Here is a 22,198-nt window from a genome sequence, read left to right on the forward strand (position 1 = left end):
GCGGGGTGGAGCAGCCCGGTAGCTCGTCAGGCTCATAACCTGAAGGTCGTAGGTTCAAATCCTACCCCCGCAACCAAATCAAGCATAAATCAATCGCCGCCCCGATCTAATAAATCGGGGCGGCGTTTTGCGTTAGACCGTCTCGTGCCGCCGGCGGCACTGGTGTGAGCCGAGGCGCGCATTCCCGACTAGTAACGACGGGCCGGCCGAAACAGAAGCGCTGGGCCAAAGGCGATTAGATGTCTTTCATGCAGCGAGGGGATGTCTGCACTTCTGATTGCGGACATTGTTGGCTTTTGCGGCTGACGGAAGCTGAGGAGCTGATGTTGCGAATGTAGGAATTTGGATTGGGCCGCTCACGTAAACGCAAAGCGCGACATGCCCGCCGTCGCCAACTCGGCGTCTATTTCTGGTGAAGTGAGGAATTTCAAAATCAAGGCGGCACGCTCGTGAGGCGAATGACTCAGGAAGACTGATATGTCGATGTGCGCCCCCAAGTCGTCCGGGAAGATCGCTGCCGGCACGACGCCCGCTGCCGACAGGACCGTCGTCAGCGGCACCACACCAAATTGGACATCGCCGGCGGCGACTGCGGCCATCGGTTCGCCGGTGCCCATCGGTCTGCTCGTTGACTTCGTCATTTCAGTAAGGCGGAGCCGCTCCATCACCTGTAGATAGGTGTGACCGCTTGTGCCGGCTGCTGTGTATCCAATACTTTCTGCATCGTTGATGAGTGAAATGATGTCGCGAACACTTGTCACGACCGGGACGAAGTCTCCTTCTCTGCGACCGATGGCAAGCGGGACGCGGCCGAAGGCGCGATGACTCGACTCGCCGATGTGACCTTTAGTGATCAACGCAGAGACAAAATGCGGATTGGTGAGACCTACATCGAAACGCTCCCCATCCGCGATGCGCTGGGCAATCGCCGGATTAAGGTCTATGGCCAGATCGAGTGGTGTGCCCAACGCAGCCTCCAACCGGGGCACGAGAACCTTCATCAGCGCGCGCACAGCTACTGGATAGATAATCTTCGGGGCCGTCTCCTTCATATCCAGAAGCTACAGAAAGCCTGGCAGGCTGACAATCTTGCAATGCTTTACGTCCGAATATCACGGGTGGGCTCGCCAGCGCCCCTCCGCGGCGCGGTGAAGGGGTGGCAGCAACGCGCCTTCCTTGTTGCCCTTCATCATGACCCTGATCTCGTCCAAAAGCGGTCATCCCGTTTGCTTTCTTGGCGACGTATGACAGCTGATCGTAGGATTTGTCTCAAACTCGGATTTCGCTGCTAGAAAGAGATTGAGGGACAAACTCAACCCGTCGTTTTTGTATCGGAATCGCTATGGGTGTTTTCAAGCGGGGAGGCTGAGGTGCTCTTGGTTGGGCACGGAGATTGCAAATATCTTGCAAGCCAGCGGCTGAGCGAGCTAGCCGAATGGCCCGACCTGCGCATGGAGCGCCGGCGCATCGAAACCGGCCAGCAATCGGACATCACACTCGAATTCTTGGATCAGTGCGCGGAGATGGCACGCGGTCACTGAGTGTCGAGCATTTCGGCAAAACTGGGACGATCGCCGATCTCTGCAGGCGTTTCGGGATGGATGCCACAGGTATCCTCAAGGCCGCCGAGACGCTCGTGCCGAGCGGGCCCATTCGGCATTCGTCCATTTAAGAGCTGAGCTCGACATACAAAAATCGAAATTGAAGTCGCGTAGCGTCCGCCTGCTATCCGTAATGCTGCTGCAATCTCCGCAGGTGCAAGAACGGTCCAAAAAAGGGGCGGCCGCGATGCGGATCTTATTGATCGAGGATGAAAAGGCATTGGCGGAAGCGCTTACGGGAGCGCTGCGTAAACAGGGCATCGTTATAGATCACACCATGCTGCTCGGAGATGCGATCGAGCTGTCGCGCCAATACGTGTATGACGCAATCCTTTTGGATCGCCGCCTGCCTGATGGCGACGGTCTTGGTTTCATCCCAAAGCTGAGGCTGGCAGGCATCGACACGCCGATAATCGTTCTTACGGCACGAAACGAGCCGAAAGAGCGCGTTGAGGGGCTCGACGCCGGCGCGGACGACTATCTGGGTAAGCCCTTCCTGATCGACGAGTTGATGGCCCGCCTGCGTGCGGTGCTGCGCAGGCCGGCAAATCTGGCAGAACCGGAAATCACGGTCGGCCGAATAACCATTGATCCCGTCCATTTTAATGTGTCTGCCAATTCCAGGCCGATCGACATCCCCAGAAGAGAACTTATGGTCCTCGCCGCCCTGGCAAAGCGGAGCGGAAAAACCGTTCTTCGCTCCACCTTGGAGGCTGCGGTCTACAATTATGAAGACGAGATCCAGTCGAACGCGCTCGACACCCATATTTCGCGCCTGCGCAAGAAGCTGCTCGATGCCGGCGCCGGAGTGGCAATCCACAGCATAAGAGGCGTCGGATATCTTCTGAAGGAAGAGTGATGTCGGAAGGAAATACTTCGCTCAGGTGGAAGCTAAGCTGGCAGCTCAGCCTTGTATTCATCGTGATTGTCGCGCTGTTGATAGTCGGCCTGTCGCTCTATGGGGCAACAGTCCTTTCGCCCAATCTGGTCCTCGAGAAGAAAGTCTCCTCGGCCATGGAGGATGCGATAGTCCTTGATTCTCAAGGGCGCCTCGAAATACGCGACACGCCGGGTCTTCGGTCCATCAAGAGCCAGACCGAAGGCTTGTGGTACGTCGTTGCGACTGCTCGTGGCGAAATGGTTTCCTACGGCGAGATACCTGCATCCTATGCAGACCTCGCTCCCTTTGTGTATCGATTTCATGAAGCGGACATGAGAGGGGCGAATGCACGCGAAATCGCCTCGATCGAAAGCATCGATACCGCCGCGGGCAAAGTAAGGATCATGCTTGGAAAGACCTCTGGGCGCGACTGGGTCGTCCCGGCTCTTCTTGTTGAGCTGAACCCCATTTATTTACCTCTGCTCGGTCTCACGCTGCCTGCGATATTCCTGGCCGTACCCCGCATTGTCCAACGTTCGCTCAGTGGCGTGAACGATGTCGCCCGCAGGGCGAAGGCGATCGAACCGCGTAGCCGTGGCGCAAGACTTCCAACCAAATCTGTTCCGCGAGAGGTTGCCCCGCTGATCGCGGCGTTCAACGGAGCGCTTGAGCGTCTTGACGCCGAATTCCAGAAGAGACAGCGCTTTCTGGTGGATGCTGCCCATGAGTTGCGCACGCCGATAGCGATTATGCAGACCAGGATCGAAGGCATGGCAGAGGGGCAGGACCGTCAGCGCCTTCTGAAAGATGTTGCACGGTTAGGGGGAACTGCCGAACAGCTGCTCGATTTCGAGCGAAACGACCTGAACGAAGACCCCTTCGAGACGATCGACCTGGTCGACATCGCCAGGATGGCGGTTGCCGACCTCGCTCCTCTTGCAATCGCGGCCGGATACGAAATCTCGTTCCACGCCGACACAGACAAGCTGGAGCGGCAGGGCAGTCCATCGGCAATGACGCGGGTCATCAGCAATCTGGTTCGCAATGCCATCGACTACGGCGGGAATGTCGGCATGATTTCCGTATCCGTCTTTGCGGACGGACACGTCGAAGTCGCGGATCAAGGGCCGGGGATACCACTGGACCAGCAGCAACTGGTGTTCGAGCCCTTCTACCGGGTTACGCCGCGCTCGACAGGCGCCGGGCTCGGACTGAGCCTTGTCCGGCAGATCGTTACGAACCACGGTGGCCGGGTTCTGCTTGATAGCGGGACAGCCGGAACGAAGCTGAAAATCCGGATTTAGCTATTCAGGGAGTGACGGGCCGGTCTGCGCCGTGAGTGTTGTAACCGGCTTCCTGCCGGATTTGTCCGTCCAGGTAGGCGGCGCGCCGAATTTGTCGGCCACCATGCCGGCGATGCCGGGGGATCGCCCGAAAGCCTCGCACGCGGCATATTTCGGTTTGCCGCCAAGCATCGATTTCATTTTCTGACCCGAAGGTATCGATATCTGAAACCCGGAGGCGTCCCTGCCCGTGACAAGCAGCCTGGAAAAATCATTCCCGAATGTAGTGGCCAGGCTGTAGGCGTCGCCAACTTCGGAGACCCTGGGATTGTTCGTGATGGAATTCGCTCCACGCGACCAGACGATCGCAGCGCGCTGGATACCATTACGATCAAGCGCCTCGGCCTCGACTGCGAGACCGCCCAGGCCCATCGGCAGGCGAGGGATGCTGACCGGCAATACGGCGCCGCTGCCCAGCGTTACGGCTGTCGAAACGCCGGCCATCGTCTTGTCAGTCGGCACCAGGTCGGCAACCACTGCTCGCACGGTCAAGTCGGCGGGCTGCCCCGTTGGCACGACCTGATACTTATCGCTCAGAGCAACACACATCGCCCGATCCAGAGCATTTGCAACCAGTGCCCGGTCTTCTCTCTGTTTCACCCGAGCAAAAGCGCCGGGCGAATACGAAGTCGGTGAAATACTGACGGTTTTCACACCCGCCAAGGCCGGCCCGTCCACGAAGGAGCGCGACTTGCTGAACTTGCCTTTGACCGCGCCAAGGCTGCCATAGGATGTCAACGTTCCGGCTTCCTTGAGTGGAACCGTGCTGCAACCCGCCATGACCAGGGTCACGGGCAGCGCGATGCATGCGATTTTCAACTGGGACAGGCGGGTGGGGCCGATCGCCAGCTTGCTTGGCTCGGATATTGCGATGCTGCACATAGGTATCAGGCTTCCTGTGAAAGATGTCTCGGAAGACCCTGTGAGTGCAACATTGCCGCATCATTACGGGCGGATGACCAGCGCCAACGATCTCTCCAATTGCTTCGAGCCGTGAACGGAGGCGATCTTGTCATCAAAAGTGGCATTCCGTTGGTCATGGCCATGGATCGTCAACGACTGACGTGGTTGCGTCGATCCGAGCTGTAGCCGCCGCGCATGATGTCAAGCTGCGCCGATCCAGTGTCTGCCGGCTAGCGGTGACAGCAGAAGGCGTGAGCGACGCCATTCCGTATAAAACCAGGCCGTATTGTTCGCGCACCGCGAGGGTGTGATCATCGAGCATTTCGGTGACGCATTCCCGCTCCGGCGAATACGTCTGCCCAGACCTGACGAAGCCCAAGGTGCGACGGAGACTGCTGGAACTTGTCAGCACCCCCGCCTAGTGCTCGGCCATCGCCTTTGCCGTGTTTGGAGCGACGGCACTCTTCGTTTCCTTCGAGATTGCCACGCTTACGCCCGCTCGCCTGAGGTATCCAGCGGCACAACCTTGTCAGCGAACGAAGACACGACGCGCGGCTGATGGCTGATCAGAACGATTGCGACGTTCTGCTGGTCACGGAGCGAGCCCAGAAGCTCGAAAACGTCGCGCTGGACAATCGGGTCCACGCGCGAGGACGGCTCGTCGGCGACTATCAGGAGCGGGTCGAGCATCAGAATGCGCATCAGCGCCAGCCTCTGAGCTTCGCCGCCGGAAATCTCGTTGACCGACCGCTCCATCAGGCGTGCAGACAGCTTCATGCGCTCCAGCAGTTGGTCCAGGCGCTCCTTGAGTTTTGCTCCGCCTATGACATCTGCGAGGTCGACGAAATGCTGACCAATGGTTCGGTGGCGCGCGAAGACCGATGCCGGGTCCTGATGGAGCTTCTGGTACTTCCTGCGCAGGCGGGGCACGGTCCCTCTCGTGGCAGCGATATCGATGCCTTCCCACAGCACCGCGCCGGATGTCGCACGGTGGAGGCCCAGAAGGACGTCGCCAAGTGTCGTCTTGCCGATTCCACTTGGCCCGGTCACGGCTACGACCTGTCCTGCGTCGATCGTAAAGGAAAGATTCTCGAAAAGCGGTGCCTCGACACGATATCCGAAGGAGACATCGCGCAATTCTGCCACCGTCTTGCTCGGGGCCTTCGCGCGTGCGATGCCGTTCGACCAGTTGGAAGGATCTGCCTGGAACAGGTCACGTGAATAGGCATTGCGTGGGTTCGCGAATAGTTCCTGGGCAGGCGCTGCCTCCACCACTTCGCCCGCTTTCATGACCACCGTCGTGCCGTCTAACTGCCGCGCCAGGTGGAGGTCGTGAGTGATGACGAGCACGCTTCGGCCTTCCGCGCGGAGGCGCCTTAATGCCGCCAGGCTCTGAGCTGCGCGAGCTTCGTCCAATCCTTTTGTCGGTTCATCGGCAACGACCAGAGACGCGTCGCTAATGAGTGCGGTGGCAAACAACGTCCGTTGAGCCATGCCTCCGGAGAGCTGGAAGGGGTACGCTTTGCCGACCGACGGAGAGAGGTCGAGTTCGTTCAGCGCGGCATCGATCCGCCTGTCATCCGATCCTTTCACCTGCATGAGCTGGCGACGGATGCGCATGGTCGGATCAAGCGCCCGGAACGGCTCCTGCGGCACCAGAGCCATCGTCGTCGACCATTGCGCCCGGAGCGCCGCCTCGTTCTCCAGCGCTATGCGATTTCCCTTGATCCAAACGGATCCCTTGGCCTGGAAATCGGGGGGCAGGAGGCCGAGGATCGACTGCGCGACGAGGCTCTTGCCGCTGCCGGTCTCGCCGATGAGAACGCACGCATCGCCGGGCGCCTCCCAGCGGAGCGACACCGGGCCGACCACGCGATGGCCATCGGCATCGGCAATCTCATCCAGCTGGAATTCGATCCTGTGATCGCTCATGACGGGCGTCCCGCGACCGCGGTGCTTCGTTCGGTTGTAAACAGGTGAGCGAATGCCAGAACCGAGAGGAAGATTGCGATGCATGGCGCAGCCAGCTGTACCGGCGCCTCGGAGATATAGGGCATCATCTCGCTGATCATGGCACCCCACTCCGGTGTTGGGGGGCGGATGCCAAGACCGAGGAAGCCGAGCGATGAGACCGAGAGGATTGCGCCGCCGATGGAAAGGATGCCGATCGGCAAGGTCGAGCGTATCACCGGAAGCAGGACGTGACGGCGCAGGATTGCCGTCGTCCGGAACCCCGCCATCTCGGCCGCCTCGACATGCGGTTCGGCCAGCACCTGGCCTGCCGTTGCCCGGGACAGCCGGGCGAATTGAGGCATGAGACCGAGAGAGATACCGAGCAGGATCGGGCCGGGGCCGGCTCCCAAGAACCCTGCCAGCAACAAGGCCAAAAGGATTCCCGGAAAGGCGAGAAGCAGGTCGACAAGGCGCATCAGTGCAGCTTCGACAAAACCGCCTCGGTAGGCGGCGATCATTCCGAGTGCGATCCCCACGACATAGGCGAATACGACGCAGAGTGCGGCAAGACCAAGCGATCTCGGCGTGGCATGCGCAACACGCAGGAAGACGTCACGGCCGAGATGATCGAAGCCGAAAGGATGCGGAAGGCTCGGACCCTCAAATGCCTTGAGCAGGTCCTGGGCGTTCGGGTCTCCCGGCAGGATGAGATGCACGCTGGCCGCAACCGCGAGGACTGTGATCGAGACGACTTGCATACGGCGCATCATCGGAGTGCCGCCCTTCGTTGGCCGCGCTGCGAGAGCCGGGGGTCCAGCGCAAGGCTGGCGAGGTCTGCAGCGAGGTTGACGAGACCGTAGCCGACGGCTGCGACCAGTCCCGCGCCCATCACCATGGGAACGTCTCGCGACAGCATGGACGAGACCAGGAGATCGCCCAGGCCGGGAAAGTTGAAAAGGGTCTCGATCATGATGAAGCCGTCGACGACGGCGGCGAACTGGAGGGCGGCGAAGGCAACAATAGGGATCGCGGCGTTGCGCGAACCGTTCTCCCGCAGCGCTGCCGAAGCCGTGAGGCCCTTCGTCCGGGCGAAAGTGATGAAGAAAGCTCCATTGACCTCGCGGACAGTGTCCCGGATCAAGCGGATCGAAAAAGCCGACAGGCCGAGTGCGAGGGTTGCCGCCGGCAGGATGAGATGTTCCCACGAGCGAAATCCGGCCGGCGGCAACCAGCGCAGGGAGAGCGCGAAAATCGATATCAGTCCAATGCCCATCAGGAAGCTGGGAAGCGATGCCATCGTCACGCAATAGAACGAAGATATTTTGTCCACCCAGCCACGCGGGCGAAGCGCGGCGTAGATCCCGATCGGCAATGCCACCAGATAGGAAGCGAGCCAGCCGGCGATACCGAGGATGAGCGTGTTCTGCCCTCTGTTCCAGAGCTCGCTCGCGACGGGCTGGCGGGTGACGAGCGACATGCCGAGGTCGCCTGTCGCGATGCGTTCAATCCATTCGCCATATTGAAGGAGAATAGGGCGGTCCAGTCCTTCTTCCGCGGCAATCTCCCGGGCCTTGCCGACGTTGAGGAACTCACTGCCACCCCTGGCCTCGGCGATGCGGAGCGCCGTGTCTCCGGGAAGCGTGTGGACGAAAACAAAGCACATCGTGACGAGCGTCAGGGCGACCAGCGCAGTCTGCGCCAGCCTCCCGACGATCATGTTCGTCCAATGCGTCATCAGGCCTTGAAGCTCAGCCGGTCGAGATAGAGGCGCTGTTCAAAGGGATCGTTGACAAAACCATCGACGCGGTCGGAAACTGCGAAAATCTGGCTGTACCAGACGATTGGGATGGCAGGCAGATCCTCCTGAAGGATTTCGGTCAGGCGGCGACGGCTCGTCGCGCGAACCTTCTCATCCGTTTCACCATAGTAGGCATCGCAGAGCTTATCGAATTCCTCGTTGCGCCAGTTCGTGGCGCCCGTGTCCGACTGGTTGCGGGAATCCTCCACGACGAACTCGCTGGAAATGACCGCGATTCCGTCGGGTACGATCGCAAGATGGCGCGATGAGAAGCCAATGTCGAGCGTGCCGTTCTGCTTCGCCTCTACGATGGCGCTGGCTTCGCCGATGCTGATCGCCAGCTCGTAACCGACCGTCTTGAACATTGCCTGGAGTGCGGCGGCGATGACCGGCATCTCCGGGCGGTTCGGGAAGGTGCGGATGATACCTGCGAAACGGACGCCATCTTTCGAGCGGATGCCGTCCGGCCCCTTCACCCAGCCTGCATCGTCCAGCAGGGCCTCGGCGGCGGCCACGTCATAGTCATAGCGAGGGAGGTCGTCGAAGTGCCAGTCCGGCATCACGGGCGGGAAGAGCTGCGTCGCCGCGAGATCGGCATTGCGCATGATGGTCTTTGCTATGGCCGTCCGGTCGATCGCGAGGCTCAAGGCGCGGCGTGTGCGAACGTCGGAGAACTGTGGTTTGCCGCAGTCGGGGTAGAGAGCATGTACGCGGGGATTGATGACTTCATGCACTTGCATGGTACCGGAACTGGCGATCCGCGAGACGCTGGGTGTCGGGATGTTCATGATCACGTCCGCATCGCCCGCGAGCGCCATGTTGGCGCGGGTCTCGCCATTTGCGACGGCCTCGAATTCGGCCCGCTCCACAACGGGTTTCTCGCCCCAATAGCCGTCATGACGCACCAGCGACAAGCGCCGTGGCAACTCGATGGCATCGACCTTGAATGGTCCCGTCGAGATTACCTGGGCGACCTGACCGTCCGGGCCGAACGCGGCCGGAGCGTAGACGCTGATTGCGTAGTCGCAGAGATATGCCGGCAGCGGTCCGAAAGGCTTTTCGAGATGGAATACGACCTCTTTCCCCTCGGCCGTGATCGACGCGATGTGGACTGCCGACAAGCGCCTTGCCTGAGGAAGGAGTGCCTCCATCGAGGCCTTGACTGCCTCGGCGGTGACCGGGGTGCCATCATGGAAGACGACGCCCTCCCGCAACACGAAACGCCATTCTTTGGCATCGTCGGAGGCGGTCCAACTCGCGGCAAGGCAGGGCACGACGCTGCCGTCGGGCTGAAGCGCAGTCAATCCTTCGACGATGCTTGCGCGGTTGAGGACGAAGCCGCTCTCGGCGGGTTGAATGCTCTTGAACTCCCAAGGCTGGATCGCGCGAATGCTCTTCGGTGCGTTTTCCTGTGCTTCAAGCCAACGCGGCGCGGCAAGAAGGGCGGCAAGCGTGCCGCTGCCAAGCAAGACTGTTCTGCGGGAAATATCGGTCATGAAATCCTCTGGATGTGTTCAATGGGGCTCAGGTTTCGGATGGGCGACGTGCAGTCATGATGAAGGACCGGCCGAGCGACTGCAGAAGGCCAAGACGGTCGCGCCACAGCCGGCTGCACGAAGCTGGGACGCCAGGACCCCCTGGAGCGGACTGTGTGTGAACGTCGGTGAAGCCGGCGTCGCGCAGCATCCCGGTAAGTCGGTCTGGGAGCAGTCCTTCCCGGAAATAGAGCTGATCCTGGATCAGGCGGTGCGCGACCGCGTCATAGAGGACTGCGCGCGGTGAGATGCGGTCCCATATCTTTGCGACCCGAGCCGCTACCTTCGCGACAAGTGCCTGGTGCTGCCAGTTGCCGTCGATGATCACGAGGTGCCCGCCGGGTTTCAGGACACGCAGCCAGTCGCGGAACGCGTCTTCTGGAGCCAGCAGGGTCCAGATGAGATGCCTGCAGACGACCGCGTCATAGCGCCCGTCCGGAAGCATCGCGTTCTCGGCATCGCCGAGATAGAACCTGACATCATTGCCATGCTTCCTGCTGGCTCGCTCAATCATCGCCTCGGAAAGATCGAGACCTTCCACCTCGCAACCAAGCGCCCGCAGCACGCGTGTGAATTCGCCGGTCCCGCTCGCCAGCTCCAGAACGCGGCCGCCGCCGATACCCTCGGCGCTGTCGCCGATCAACCGTTTCCAGGTCGCCAGTTCGCGCTTGGAATGGATCCCGTGGGCGGGAGATTGATCGAACGTTTCCGAGCGACGCGACCAGTATTCGCGAATCTGCTCCTTCACATCGAAGTTCGAGCGCACGTGCGTCGTGTGGAGATATGGAACGTCGTGCATGGCGGACCCGGCCGAGCCTTTTACGAGCGGGGTGCGCCTGGGACCGCTTCGCCGTGGGAGGCCAAGCCGAAGCCTCCGAGACACCCCGCCCGGCGACAGTCCATGGTTTCGATGGCAGGTTTCCTGGCTCGCGGAGAATGCCTGACGCCTTCCCGGGATCACCCAGTGGCATATGTCAGGCTCATACCGCTTACAGTTGCGGGGGCAGCCGCGGCTTTGGACGATACCGTCCACACCGCATTCCCTTTTAACCTCTCGCAAGAGAGGCACCATCAAAGAATGGGTTAGCCAAAGCATCGTCGATACACAAGATATAGGGCTGAAGATTCTGTCGAACGCTGCCTGAAATCGAGTTGCTAATCATGAGCAACAAAGTGGCAGCTGTTCGAATGAACCTGGGAGATCGCTAAAAGGCAGTTTTACGGTAGAAGCTGTTCGACAGCGACCAGTTTGGTGCCGACCCCCAAGCTGCCGGGCGGCGACGCGCCCCGCTCAAGACGCTGATTGGCCGCCGCCTAAACGGCTAGGAGGGGTCGCTTCCTGCCATATTGGCCCTTCACGCGAAGCGAGACCTAATGAATTGTTCGAACTCGGGACTAGGCCTTACCGTGTGAGTCGCGATGTAATGGCGACAGCCTTCCGGCCAATGCCATCCTTCTAACTCGTACTCGACGCTGCCGTTTTTTCAACCGCATAAGCGGCACTGAGAAAATCCGTGAAATGTCATCCTTTCCGCCAGGGCTTCAGTTCGATCGAGCGCTGCGAGGAAAGATGACAGTCCACTCCATGCCGGATTGCAAGCCGGCCAAGGCAGTTCCGATACTTTATCGACGCTCTGCCGCCAAAACCCCTCCCGCCTTGTTTGGTTCCCCAAAAATTTTCCTCCTGCATAGAAGCAGAACGCGCGGCCGAAGTGCGGTTGATAGTGGAGCGCTTTCGCCTACGGTTTGAGATAGTTAACCTTTGCTACTTGCTGCTCCAGTCGAATGCTGCAGCGACGGCAGATTTACATGTGAACCGGGGTGAGACCTAGCGTAGATCACTGTAGAAACTTTTCGCCGTCGATATCGGTGATTTTGAGAGGATGGGCGGCAGTCATCCACCGCCGCCCATCGTCACGGACATGAAGGCGCGGAAGGTGGCGCCGGCAGGGCCGATGGGCCGGTTGCGCGACCATGCCAGGCCGACATCCATGCTGGGGATCGGCTCGACGAGGCCGCGAACCTCGATCCGCTGTCCCTCGAGCGACCATGGCCTGTAAACCATGTCTGACAGCACGGTAACGCCTATTCCCGCAGCCACAAGGGAGCGCACGGCCTCCACCGAACTTGTCGTCAGAACGGTTTTGGGTGTGAGGCCTGCGTTGTCCCAATAGCGAGACGCGGTCTTGCGTGCTTCGTCGACGGTCAGCATGATGTAGTCCTCGGCCGCGACATCGGCGAGGGTAATGTCCTTTCGGCCGAGCAGGTGATGATCGGCTGAAAGCCACAGCCGGCGGTTTGAGCGCATCAGCACTTCCTGGACGAGGTCGTCGGTATGCGCCAGGTTGGAGACCAGCATGACCGCCATGTCGATCTCCCCCCGCAGCAAGCCCTGCTCGAGCTCCTCTCTCGGAAGCTCGAGCAGCTCGACGTCGATTTGCGGATAGGTTTTGCGAAAACGCGCATAGTGCCGCGACATGTAGTAGCCGACGACCGTATAGGTCATGCCCAGGCGGAGCTTGCCGGACAGCCCGCTCTTTTCACGCAGCGGGCTCCGCACCGCGGCGGCGACCGCGCCGGTTATGACCCGCGCATGTTCCAGAAATCGCGACCCCTCCATAGTCAGTCTGACGCCGGTGTGGGTGCGTTCAAAAAGCTTTACCGCCAGGTCCGCCTCCAGCCCCTTGATGGCGGCGGTGACTGCCGACTGCGAGAGATTCAGCTCGGCCGCAGCGTGGCTGACCTGGCCGGTTTCCGCCGTAGCAATGAAATAATCGAGTTGTTTCAATGTGATGGTCATGTTCTTGGCTCGGATATCTGTTTTTTTGATATGACAATCAAAAAACTACTATTTCACAAGTCTCCCGCGTTGCGTACAAAATGCTGCAACGCCACAAAAGATGGCAGCTTCCAGGGGTAACAACACGATGACTGTCACACTGAACTGTGACATGGGCGAAAGCTTTGGCCTGTATAAGATGGGCGATGATGCCGGCATGATGCCGCTCATCGACGTCGCCAATGTCGCCTGTGGTTTTCACGCTTCCGATCCGGATCACATTCAATCGACCGTGCTTCGCGCAAAAGCCAACGGCGTCAAGGTTGGCGCTCATCCAGGCTTGCCCGACCTCCAGGGTTTTGGCCGACGCGAGATGCGCATGACGCGCGACGAAGTGAGGAACAGCGTCGTCTACCAGGTGGGAGCGCTCATGGGCTTCCTTAAGGCAGAGGGCGTGGAACTCCACCACATCAAGCCGCATGGCAGCCTGTATTTCATGGCGACGCAACAGGAAGCCGTTGCGCATGGTGTGTGCGACGCTGCCGAAATCTTCGGTGTGCCGCTCTTCGGCATGACCGGAACCCTGCACGAGAAGGTCTATCAAGAACGCGGCATTCCATTCGTCGCCGAGTTCTACGCCGATCTGGACTATGACGCTTCCGGCAAGCTCATCGTGACGCGAGTGCATGACGCCAAGGACCCTGCGGCGATGGCCGAGCGCTGCGTGCGCGCCATCACTGAGGGCAAGGGCACGACGGAAGATGGAGGCGTCTTCCCGGTTCGCTGCGAAACCATCTGCGTCCATTCCGACACGCCGAATGCCCTCGAAATTGCAAAGGCCGTGCGCGACGCCATCGCGCCCTGGCACTAAAGTCGATCCCAGCCGTCCCTACGGGCGGCTTTCTATCAGTTAGTCCGCAGATTTTTGGAGTTCTTCATGGCCCAGATTCTTTCGCCTCTTCCTGGTACCTTCTATCGGAGCCCTTCACCCGACAAGCCGCCTTACAAGGTTGATGGCGATGCGGTGGCGGCGGGAGAGGTCATCGGCCTCATCGAGGTGATGAAGTCTTTCCATGAGGTCACGGCCGAGGCGTCCGGCACCAACATCCGCTTCCTTGCCGACAATGAGGACCCCGTCATGGCGGGCGCCCCTCTCGCGGACGTCGACTGATGCTGAAGAAACTTCTGATTGCCAATCGGGGCGAGATAGCAGTCAGGATCATCCGCGCCGCGCAGGATCTGGGTATCGCCACCGTGGCGGTGCATTCGGCAGCCGACACGGAATCGCTGCATGTCCAGCTTGCCGACGAGGCCGTCGACATTGGCCCGCCGGCGGCGAAGAAGTCCTATCTGAACATCGACGCGCTTTTGAAGGCGGCCCGTGATACCGGCTGTGACAGCGTTCACCCCGGCTATGGGTTCCTCGCTGAAAATGCTGCGTTTTCCGATGCAGTCACTGCTGCCGGACTGGTCTTCGTCGGTCCATCCGGGGAGGCGATCCGCCTGATGGGCGACAAGGTATCCGCGCGTTCGGCAGCAGCCGCCGCCCATGTTCCGGTGGTGCCGGGCTCAACGGGCCGGGTAGAGGGCATCGAGGCAGCCCGCGAGGTGCTGATCGACACTGGCTTTCCGGTGATGATCAAGGCTGCCGCAGGTGGCGGCGGGCGGGGAATCCGCATCGCCAACTCGCTGGCCGAATTCGAGCAAGCCTTTCCGCAGGCCGAGGCCGAAGCGCTCGCAGCCTTCGGCGACGGTGGGCTCTATATGGAAAAGGTCATCGGCAAGGCCCGCCATATCGAGGTTCAGGTGCTGGCGGACGGAAAAGACGCCATTCACTGCTACGAGCGCGAGTGCTCGCTGCAGCGGCGGCGGCAGAAGGTGTGGGAAGAGGCGCCGTCACGCGCTTTGCCTGATCGGTTGCGGCAAGAGCTCTGCGCTTCGGCGGTCGCGCTGGCAAAGGCCGTCGGCTATTCCGGCGCGGGCACGGTGGAATATCTTTACGACGACGAAGCCGACCGCTTCTACTTCATCGAGATGAACACCCGCATTCAGGTGGAGCATCCGGTCACCGAGGCGATCACTGGCATCGATCTCGTTGCCGAGATGCTGCGCATCGCCGGCGGCGAGAAGCTGCGGCTTCGCCAGGGCGATGTTTTGGTCAGGGGACATGCGATCGAGGTGCGGCTCAATGCCGAGGATCCCGCGAGGGATTTTGCACCGTTCCCCGGCCAGGTCGGCGAGCTTCGCATACCGGGCGGTCCCGGCGTGCGCTTCGATTCCATGCTCTATCAGGGCTATCAGGTGCCGCCCTTCTACGACTCGCTGCTCGCCAAGCTGATCGTTCACGCCGAGACGCGAGAGGCCGCGATCACCCGTCTTGCCCGCGCGCTTCGCGAGCTGAAGATCGGTGGCCTCAAGACAACCAAGCCGCTCTTTCTCGCGCTTGCCGCCGACCCGTCGGTGCAGGCCGGGGAGGTGCATACACGCTGGCTGGAAGGCTGGCTCACCGAAAACGCTGCAGCATTGGCAGACTGAAAGGAGACCGATGTCGATACGTTTCAACTTCGGCGGTGACGAACACATCTTCGGCGAAGTGTCCGAGGAGATGTCGCTGGCCTCTTTCTTCACCGGCCTTTCAATGACCAACGCGGTGCGCGCTGCCAACATCAAAGGTGTGACGGAAATCTGCCCGGCGAATGCCAGTTTTCAGATACGGTTCAATCCGGACCTGCTCGCACCGCAGGACCTGCTCGCCGAGCTCCAGTCGATGGAAGAGGCAGCTTCCAAGGCAGATCCGGTGCTGAAGACCCGGATCATCGAACTGCCGGTTTATTTCCAGGATCCGTGGACGCATGAAACCTGCCTGCGCTTTCGCGAGCGTCATCAGGATCCCTCGTCCACCGATCTGGAATATTCGGCCCGCATCAACGGCTATGCCACGGTGGAGGAGTTTATCGCAGCCTATTCCGGCCAGCCCTGGTTTGTCTCGATGGTCGGTTTCGTCGCCGGTCTGCCTTTCCTGTACCAGATGGTTGACCGCCCGAAGCAGATTCAGGCGCCGAAATATCTGCGTCCGCGCACCGACACGCCAAAACTCACCATCGGCCATGGCGGGTGCTTTGCGGCAATCTATTCGGTGCGGGGCGCTGGCGGCTACCAGATGTACGGAGTGACCCCGGCCCCAATCTACGATCCGGCCAGGAAGGTGCGCTATCTCTCCGACGAGATGTGCCTGTTCAAGCCAGGCGACATCGTCAAGTTCAAGTCCATTGGCCGCGACGACTACGACGCCACGCTTGAGGAAATCGAAGCAAACCGGTGGCAGCCGGTGGTGCGCGACTGCACCTTCAGCCTGACGGACTTCAACCGCGACATCTACGGCACCAACGCGAAGCTGATGGAGCTTATCAATGGCCGTTAAGGTAATCTCTCCCGGCCTCTCCACCTCTGTGCAGGACCTTGGCCGTCCGGGCCACTACCATGTCGGCATCCCCGAAGGCGGCGGCATGGACCGCTTCGCCACCCGCATCGCCAACCTGCTTGTCGGCAACGATCCCGGTGCTGCCCTGCTCGAAGCTACCTTCATGGGGCCGGAACTCGAATTCACGCAGGCTGCAACCGTCGCCGTCACCGGCGGTGAGCTGCCGCCCAAGCTCAACGGCGAGGAACGGTCGACCTGGGAAAGCTTTCCGGTGAAGGCGGGCGACCGGCTTTCCTTTGGCTACCTGAAGGGTGGCGCGCGCGCTTACATCGCCGTTTCCGGCGGCATCGACGTACCCTTGGCCCTTGGCTCGCGCTCCACCTATATTCTGGGCGCGCTCGGCGGCCATGAGGGTCGTACGCTGAAGGCAGGCGACGAGCTTCCGATCGGCCAGGGCTCCGGGAGAGCCGGGCGTTCGCTGCCTGTAAACCTGCGCCGCGCGCAAAGTGCTCCGTCAGAACTGCGGATGCTTCCCGGCATCTACTGGCACCGTATCACCGAAGCCGCCGGCAAGCGGTTCTTCGAGGAAACATGGAAGGTCGCGCCGGAGGCCGACCGCATCGGCTATCGTTTCCGTGGCGGCACGCCGCTGGAATTCATCGAGCGTGAGCAACCCTTTGGTGCGGGCTCCGATCCGTCAAACATCGTCGACGCCTGTTATCCCTACGGCTCCGTGCAGGTGCCGAGCGGGACCGAACCAATCGTTCTTCACCGCGATGCAGTTTCCGGTGGCGGCTACATGATGGTGGGTGTGGTGATATCGGCCGACATGGACCTGATAGCCCAGCTCCAGCCGCACACGCCGGCCCGGTTTGTTCCCGTGACGCTGGAGGAGGCGCTGGTTGCTCGAGCGGAAGGCAACGCCGCATTGGCTCGCGCTGAAGAGTATCTGGCCGGTTGATATCGGTCGGGGGACTGCCGGCGGAGGAGCCGGAAGGGAGGGGATCGGTCGGCCAAAACCGGCCCCGGCGTGCCAGAAGACAAAATCCGGCGCGCGAAACGACAAGACGATGCCAGCAAATGGCATGAATTTGGCCATCCGAGCGATCCGCTAGAGATCGCCGGAACCGACAGGGGAAGACACTCGCAACTTGGCTGGCCAAAAGGCCGGTCGCTGCGCGCCTTTCCGTCGGCAACAAGAAGGAAAGGGACATGAGTCATCTGAGCGCGGAGAACGTCTCGGTGGCGTTTGCGGGGCTAAAAGCCCTGTCGGCTGTCGACCTCCAAATCACGCCGGGCCGCATCAGCGGCCTCATCGGTCCGAACGGCGCGGGCAAAACCACACTCGTCAATGTGCTGACGGGCTTCCAGACACCAACGGAAGGCGCCGTGAAGCTCGACGGAGAAGCGCTGACGGGCCTCGAGCCGCATCTGGTCAGGCGGCGCGGCATTGCGCGAACCTTCCAGGGCGGCCGTCTTTTCCGCGACCTGGCGGTCGTGGACAACCTCGAAGTGACGGGCGTGGGGCTCGGCATGAGCCGGCGCGCTGCCATTGCAGAGGCGGAAGCGATGCTTGACTGGATCGGCATCGCCTCGCTGGGCTCGCGTATCGCGGGAACCTTGCCCTATACGGACGAGCGACGGGTGGCCATCGGCCGCGCCCTTATGGGCCGCCCCGCCTACATCCTGCTCGACGAACCTGCTGCCGGCATGAGCGGACCAGAATCGAAGGAGCTTTCCGCACTCATCCGCCGCATCGCCACCGACCTCGGATGCGGCGTTCTGCTCATCGAGCACAATGTCGGGCTCGTGCTCGGCCTTTGCGAGCATATCGTCGTGCTCGATTCCGGAGCCATCATCGAGGAAGGCTCCCCAGTGTCGATTCGCGGCAGCGAGAAGGTGCGACACGCCTATATGGGCACGACCGCGGATGCCGACCTGCCGGTGCTGGAGGTGATGGAATGAGCCTTCTTGCCCTTTCCGATATCACCATTCGCTACAGCAGACTCACAGCAGTCCGTGAAGTTTCCTTCTCGATGGCCGAGGGAGAAATCCTGTTCATCACCGGCCCGAACGGAGCCGGAAAATCGTCGCTTCTGCGAGCGATCGCCGGGGTCACGCCGGTAGCGGGCGGGCGGATCGACCTTGCCGGCCAGGAAATCACCAGCCAGGCGCCGGAGAACATCGCCCGCCTCGGCTTTTCCATGGTGCCGGAGGGACGCGAGGTCTTCGGCTCTCTGACTATCGAGGAAAATCTTCTGATCGGCACCGGCATGCACGCCAACAATCGCGGCTGGCGTACGCGTGCAGCGAGCGAGCTGGAAGCCGTCTACGCAACCTTCCCGATGTTGAAGGAGCGGCGGAATGGACAGGCGGGACTGCTTTCGGGCGGCCAGCAGCAGATGCTGGTGATCGGACGCGCGCTGATGACCAATCCGAAGCTGATCGCCATCGATGAGCCTTCGCTTGGCCTTGCTCCCAACATCACCGACCAGGTCTACGAGCGGCTGATCGTGCTGCGCGCCCAACGCGGGCTCACGCTCCTCATCGTCGAACAGAGTTCGGCTCGCGCGATGATGGTGGGCGGGCGGATGATCCTGATGCGGGGCGGTCAGATCGTACTCGACGGCGACGCCCGCACGCTAGGCAATGGCGAGGCGATACAGGCTGCCTATTTCGGCTACGAGGACCATTGAGATGCTGCAAATCCTGTTCGACGCACTGTCGCTCGGTTCGCTGTATGCGCTCGGCGCGCTCGGCATCGCCCTCATCTTCGGCGTCATGCGGCTCGTGAACTTTGCTCACGGCGACGTCATTGCCTTCTGCGTCTTCGCCCTGTTGTGGCCGTCAACGGACGCAATGGCTATCGTCTTTGCCGGTCAATTGCCGTGGTACCTGCTGGTACCCTTCGTTCTCCTGTGCGGGGCGGGTCTGTCGGTGCTTTGCGAAATCGTCGTCTTCCGCCGGTTCCGAAAGGCAAATCCGGCGACGATGATGATCACCTCTTTCGCGCTTGGCTTCGTCATCCGCTACTTCCTGCTGATGCTTTACAGCAGCCGGCCGAAATCCATTTCATTGCTGCCGACACTTTCCCAACCGGTCGAAATCTTCGGCGCCCGGCTTCCGCTCCTGCAACTGATAACGATCATCGCCACCATGGCCATACTGATCGGCCTGACGCTGTTCCTGCGCCAGACACGCTTTGGTCTGGAAATGCGGGCGGCGGCGGAAAACTTCTCGATGGCGCGCATGCTCGGCGTTCGCGCCAATCGGGTGATCATGGGCGCGTTCGCGTTGTCGGGCGCACTTGCCGGGGCCATAGCCCTGATCTTCGGCAGCCAGACGGGCACTGCCGATATCCAGATGGGCGCCTCGATCATGTTGATGGCCTTTATCGCCACCGTCATCGGTGGCCTGGGCAGCCTTGGAGGAGCGGTACTTGCCGGCTTCCTGCTCGGCGCGGCTTCGGTGGTGATGCAGGTGATGCTGCCCGTCGACGCCCGGCCTTTCCGCGACGCCTTCGTCTATGGCGCCGTCATCCTCGTGCTTCTCTTCCGTCCTCAGGGACTTATTGCCGCCCGCGGCACCAAGGAAAGGGTCTGAACCATGTCCGCAGTGGTATCGGAAACTCCGCTTGCCATCGATGTCATAGCTGCCAAAAAGCCGGCGCGTTTCTCGCTGGCACGCCGCACGATCATAACGCCGATCCTGCTCTCGCTCTTGCTGATCGCCATCACGCTGATCACCGTGATGACGGGGTCGCGCCCCTTCAACCAGACGGTGATCGACGTTCTTGTCCGCGTCATCTTCGTCGTGGGGCTCTACATTTTCATCGGCAATTCAGGCGTGCTCAGCTTCGGGCATGTCGGCTTCACCTGCCTCGGGGCCTATGCCGCCGCCTGGCTGACCATCAACCCCATCATGAAAAGCAGTGCCTTGCCGGGGCTGCCTGAATGGCTGCTGCAGACGCGGCTTCCTTATTGGGAGGCAGCGGTTCTTGCCGCGCTTTTTGCCGGCGTGGCGGCGTTGATATTCGGCAGGGTGTTGATGCGGCTTTCAGGCATCGCCGCGTCGATCGCCACCTTTGCCGTGCTGGCGATGATAAACACCATCTATTCCAACTGGGACAGCGTTACGGGCGGAACCTCGTCGGTCGTCGGCATTCCCATCATCCGCACGATCTGGCCATATCTGATCGGTGCCGTCGTCGCCATCTTCATTGCCTGGGCACATGCCATTTCGCGTTCTGGCCTCGCGCTGCGTGCGGCACGGGACGAACCCATCGCGGCCTCGGCGTCGGGCGTTGACATCCCCAAGGAACGCCTCGTGGCCTTTGTGGTTTCGGGCGCGGTGATGGGTTTGGGCGGCGCGCTCATGGCGCACTCAATCGGTGTCGTCACACCCGACACCTTCTATCTCAGCCTGACATTCACAACCCTCTCCATGCTGGTCGTCGGCGGCATGGGCAGTCTCTCAGGCGGAGTGATCGGCGTCGTGCTTCTGTCCGCCCTCATCCAGGCGCTGCGCTGGCTGGAGGCGGGCGTGCCGATCGGCGAGTCCACTTTCGCAATGCCGAAGGGGCTTCAGGAAATCGCTCTCGGCATCATCATGATCGTGATCCTTGCGCTTCGCCCATCCGGCCTCATGGGCAATCGCGAAGTCACCTTACCCCGCAGAAACCGTGGCTAACCGGCGGCAGGAAGCCGACCGGAGATCAACAAGGAGATGTCCAATGGCGTACAAGATGAGAATTGCGATGACAGCTTTGGCTGTGTTGTCGGTGGCGTACCCCGCACTGGCCGATGACGACAAGATCGTTGTCGGTTTCGCCACGGCGGAATCGGGCTTCATGGAAGCCTATGACAAACCCGCCCAGGAAGCGGCCATGATCCGCATCCAGGAGATCAACGCGGCGGGCGGTCTGCTCGGCAAGCAGATTGAGGTGGTCAAGGCCGATACCAAGTCCGACCGTGCCGAAGGCGCCAAGGCGGGTCTTTCGGTGCTCGACGGGGGTGCGGACCTTGTCGTCGTCTCGTGCGACTACGACTTCGGCTCCCCAGCTGCGCTAGCCGCCGAGGATGCAGGCCAGGTCTCATTCTTCCTGTGCGCGGAATCGATCAAGGCCGGTATCCAGGGCGTTGGCCCGCATAGCTTCTCGGCCTCGGTGCTGGCACCGGTTCAGGGCGCGACCATGGCCGAATGGGCTTTCAAGGAAAAGGGTGCAAAGGATTTCTACCGCCTGCTCGACACCTGGACGGTCTACAACAAGGGCATCTGCGACGGTTTCGACTGGATGATGCCGAAGCTCGAAGCCCAGGGTGCAAAGCTTGTCGGTGAAGACACCTTCAAGAACGAGGACGCGTCCATCGCCGCGCAGATCACCCGCATCAAGTCCCTGCCGAAGGAGCCGGATGCGATCATGCTGTGCACCATGATGCCGGGCGCCGTCTCGGCCATCAAGCAGCTTCGTGCCGCCGGCATCAACTCGATGATCCTGAACGGTTCGGGCGTCGATGGCAGCTACTGGCTTTCCGCAGTGCCGGACCTGTCGAACTTCTTCGTTCCTGTTCAGGGTTCGATCTATGGCGACGATCCGAGTGCCGACGTCAACAAGTTCAATGCCACCTACAAGGCAAAGACCGGTGCCGATCCGTCGAGCCAGTACGTCTATCCCGGTTACGTCATGATCGACATCTGGGCCAAGGCGGTTGAACGCGCAGGCACCACAAAGGCCGACGCGGTCGTGGCGGAACTGGAAAAGATGAAGGACGAGCCGACGCTGTTCGGTACCCGTACTTTCACGCCGGAACTGCATCACCAGAACAAGGCACGCTACCTGATCGTTGAAACCAAGGGTGGCAAGCCTGGTGTCGTCGGCAATTGGACGATCTCCGAGCCGGTCCCGATGGAAGCCCTGCTGAAATAAAGGACGGAAGAAGGGCCGGACCAGCTCCGGCCCTTCATGCAAAAGGCCCGGTCGTTGCC

General features: G+C 61.0%; 21 protein-coding genes and 1 riboswitch. Of the genes, 13 read left to right on the forward strand and 8 right to left on the reverse strand.

Annotated elements, in window-relative coordinates; translation table 11 throughout:
* Positions 1–356: 356 nt before the first annotated feature.
* Entirely contained in the window at positions 357–1,052 is a 696-nt protein-coding gene (locus WBQ96_RS20230; protein WP_336553453.1) for a substrate-binding domain-containing protein, read from the reverse strand.
* Positions 1,053–1,788: 736 nt separating this feature from the next.
* On the opposite strand from WBQ96_RS20230, the gene WBQ96_RS20235 reads away from it, so the two are divergent.
* Together WBQ96_RS20235 and WBQ96_RS20240 are read left to right on the forward strand one after the other, a co-directional pair.
* Complete coding sequence (locus WBQ96_RS20235; protein ID WP_165120420.1) at positions 1,789–2,460, forward strand: response regulator transcription factor; 672 nt, start codon at positions 1,789–1,791, stop codon at positions 2,458–2,460.
* Positions 2,460–3,785: a sensor histidine kinase gene (locus WBQ96_RS20240; protein WP_336553455.1), complete on the forward strand. Its 1,326-nt coding sequence runs from the start codon at positions 2,460–2,462 to the stop codon at positions 3,783–3,785. Before WBQ96_RS20235 ends, WBQ96_RS20240 begins: the two co-directional genes overlap by 1 nt.
* On the opposite strand, the gene WBQ96_RS20245 is transcribed toward WBQ96_RS20240, so the two are convergent.
* A complete protein-coding gene (locus WBQ96_RS20245) occupies positions 3,786–4,604 on the reverse strand; it encodes a DUF3313 domain-containing protein (protein ID WP_336553692.1) in 819 nt (272 codons plus the stop codon).
* Positions 4,605–4,888: 284 nt separating this feature from the next.
* Between WBQ96_RS20245 and WBQ96_RS20250 the strand changes: the two genes are divergently transcribed.
* Positions 4,889–5,038: a hypothetical protein gene (locus WBQ96_RS20250; RefSeq protein WP_312857913.1), complete on the forward strand. Its 150-nt coding sequence runs from the start codon at positions 4,889–4,891 to the stop codon at positions 5,036–5,038.
* Positions 5,039–5,216: 178 nt separating this feature from the next.
* Here WBQ96_RS20250 and WBQ96_RS20255 read toward each other — a convergent pair whose 3' ends face one another.
* The 6 genes from WBQ96_RS20255 to WBQ96_RS20280 form a co-directional block, all read right to left on the reverse strand.
* Complete coding sequence (locus WBQ96_RS20255) at positions 5,217–6,743, reverse strand: ABC transporter ATP-binding protein (RefSeq protein ID WP_337035919.1); 1,527 nt, start codon at positions 6,741–6,743, stop codon at positions 5,217–5,219.
* Complete coding sequence (locus WBQ96_RS20260; protein WP_336553459.1) at positions 6,656–7,450, reverse strand: ABC transporter permease; 795 nt, start codon at positions 7,448–7,450, stop codon at positions 6,656–6,658. The genes WBQ96_RS20255 and WBQ96_RS20260 overlap by 88 nt, the downstream gene beginning before the upstream one ends.
* Positions 7,447–8,415, reverse strand: a complete 969-nt coding sequence (locus WBQ96_RS20265) for an ABC transporter permease (RefSeq protein WP_336553462.1) — start codon at positions 8,413–8,415, stop codon at positions 7,447–7,449. Before WBQ96_RS20265 ends, WBQ96_RS20260 begins: the two co-directional genes overlap by 4 nt.
* Positions 8,415–9,974, reverse strand: coding sequence for an ABC transporter substrate-binding protein (locus WBQ96_RS20270; RefSeq protein ID WP_336553463.1), 1,560 nt, complete (start codon positions 9,972–9,974; stop codon positions 8,415–8,417). The genes WBQ96_RS20265 and WBQ96_RS20270 overlap by 1 nt, the downstream gene beginning before the upstream one ends.
* Before the next feature lie 28 nt (positions 9,975–10,002).
* A complete protein-coding gene (locus WBQ96_RS20275; RefSeq protein ID WP_336553466.1) occupies positions 10,003–10,812 on the reverse strand; it encodes a class I SAM-dependent methyltransferase in 810 nt (269 codons plus the stop codon).
* Between the two features lie 96 nt (positions 10,813–10,908).
* A riboswitch (cobalamin riboswitch) is annotated at positions 10,909–11,101 on the reverse strand.
* An 806-nt stretch (positions 11,102–11,907) separates the two neighbouring features.
* The gene (locus tag WBQ96_RS20280; protein ID WP_165120298.1) at positions 11,908–12,813 is read right to left on the reverse strand and encodes a LysR family transcriptional regulator; all 906 of its coding nucleotides are present in this window, start codon (positions 12,811–12,813) and stop codon (positions 11,908–11,910) included.
* A 127-nt stretch (positions 12,814–12,940) separates the two neighbouring features.
* Between WBQ96_RS20280 and WBQ96_RS20285 the strand changes: the two genes are divergently transcribed.
* From WBQ96_RS20285 to WBQ96_RS20330, 10 genes are all read left to right on the forward strand, one after another.
* Positions 12,941–13,663: a LamB/YcsF family protein gene (locus WBQ96_RS20285; RefSeq protein WP_165120299.1), complete on the forward strand. Its 723-nt coding sequence runs from the start codon at positions 12,941–12,943 to the stop codon at positions 13,661–13,663.
* A gap of 66 nt (positions 13,664–13,729) precedes the next feature.
* Positions 13,730–13,963 (forward strand): acetyl-CoA carboxylase, encoded by a 234-nt coding sequence (locus WBQ96_RS20290; protein WP_336553469.1) that lies wholly within the window; start codon positions 13,730–13,732, stop codon positions 13,961–13,963.
* Entirely contained in the window at positions 13,963–15,327 is a 1,365-nt protein-coding gene (locus WBQ96_RS20295) for an acetyl-CoA carboxylase biotin carboxylase subunit (RefSeq protein WP_336553471.1), read from the forward strand. The genes WBQ96_RS20290 and WBQ96_RS20295 overlap by 1 nt, the downstream gene beginning before the upstream one ends.
* 10 nt (positions 15,328–15,337) lie before the next feature.
* Positions 15,338–16,213, forward strand: a complete 876-nt coding sequence (locus WBQ96_RS20300) for a 5-oxoprolinase subunit B family protein (protein ID WP_336553473.1) — start codon at positions 15,338–15,340, stop codon at positions 16,211–16,213.
* Entirely contained in the window at positions 16,203–17,174 is a 972-nt protein-coding gene (locus WBQ96_RS20305; RefSeq protein WP_336553475.1) for a biotin-dependent carboxyltransferase family protein, read from the forward strand. Before WBQ96_RS20300 ends, WBQ96_RS20305 begins: the two co-directional genes overlap by 11 nt.
* Positions 17,175–17,425: 251 nt before the next feature.
* Entirely contained in the window at positions 17,426–18,178 is a 753-nt protein-coding gene (locus WBQ96_RS20310; protein WP_336553477.1) for an ABC transporter ATP-binding protein, read from the forward strand.
* Positions 18,175–18,909, forward strand: a complete 735-nt coding sequence (locus WBQ96_RS20315; protein ID WP_336553479.1) for an ABC transporter ATP-binding protein — start codon at positions 18,175–18,177, stop codon at positions 18,907–18,909. The genes WBQ96_RS20310 and WBQ96_RS20315 overlap by 4 nt, the downstream gene beginning before the upstream one ends.
* Before the next feature lies 1 nt (position 18,910).
* Positions 18,911–19,816 (forward strand): branched-chain amino acid ABC transporter permease, encoded by a 906-nt coding sequence (locus WBQ96_RS20320; RefSeq protein ID WP_165120305.1) that lies wholly within the window; start codon positions 18,911–18,913, stop codon positions 19,814–19,816.
* Between the two features lie 3 nt (positions 19,817–19,819).
* Positions 19,820–20,902 carry a branched-chain amino acid ABC transporter permease gene (locus tag WBQ96_RS20325; protein ID WP_336553482.1) on the forward strand — a complete coding sequence of 361 codons (1,083 nt, stop codon included), beginning with the start codon at positions 19,820–19,822 and terminating at the stop codon, positions 20,900–20,902.
* Positions 20,903–20,969: 67 nt separating this feature from the next.
* Positions 20,970–22,139 carry an ABC transporter substrate-binding protein gene (locus WBQ96_RS20330; RefSeq protein WP_336553483.1) on the forward strand — a complete coding sequence of 390 codons (1,170 nt, stop codon included), beginning with the start codon at positions 20,970–20,972 and terminating at the stop codon, positions 22,137–22,139.
* Positions 22,140–22,198: the final 59 nt, after the last annotated feature.

The sequence above is a fragment of the Mesorhizobium sp. CCNWLY176 genome (assembly GCF_037153935.1).
In the GTDB taxonomy this organism is placed as follows: Bacteria; Pseudomonadota; Alphaproteobacteria; order Rhizobiales; family Rhizobiaceae; genus Mesorhizobium_M; species Mesorhizobium_M zhangyense.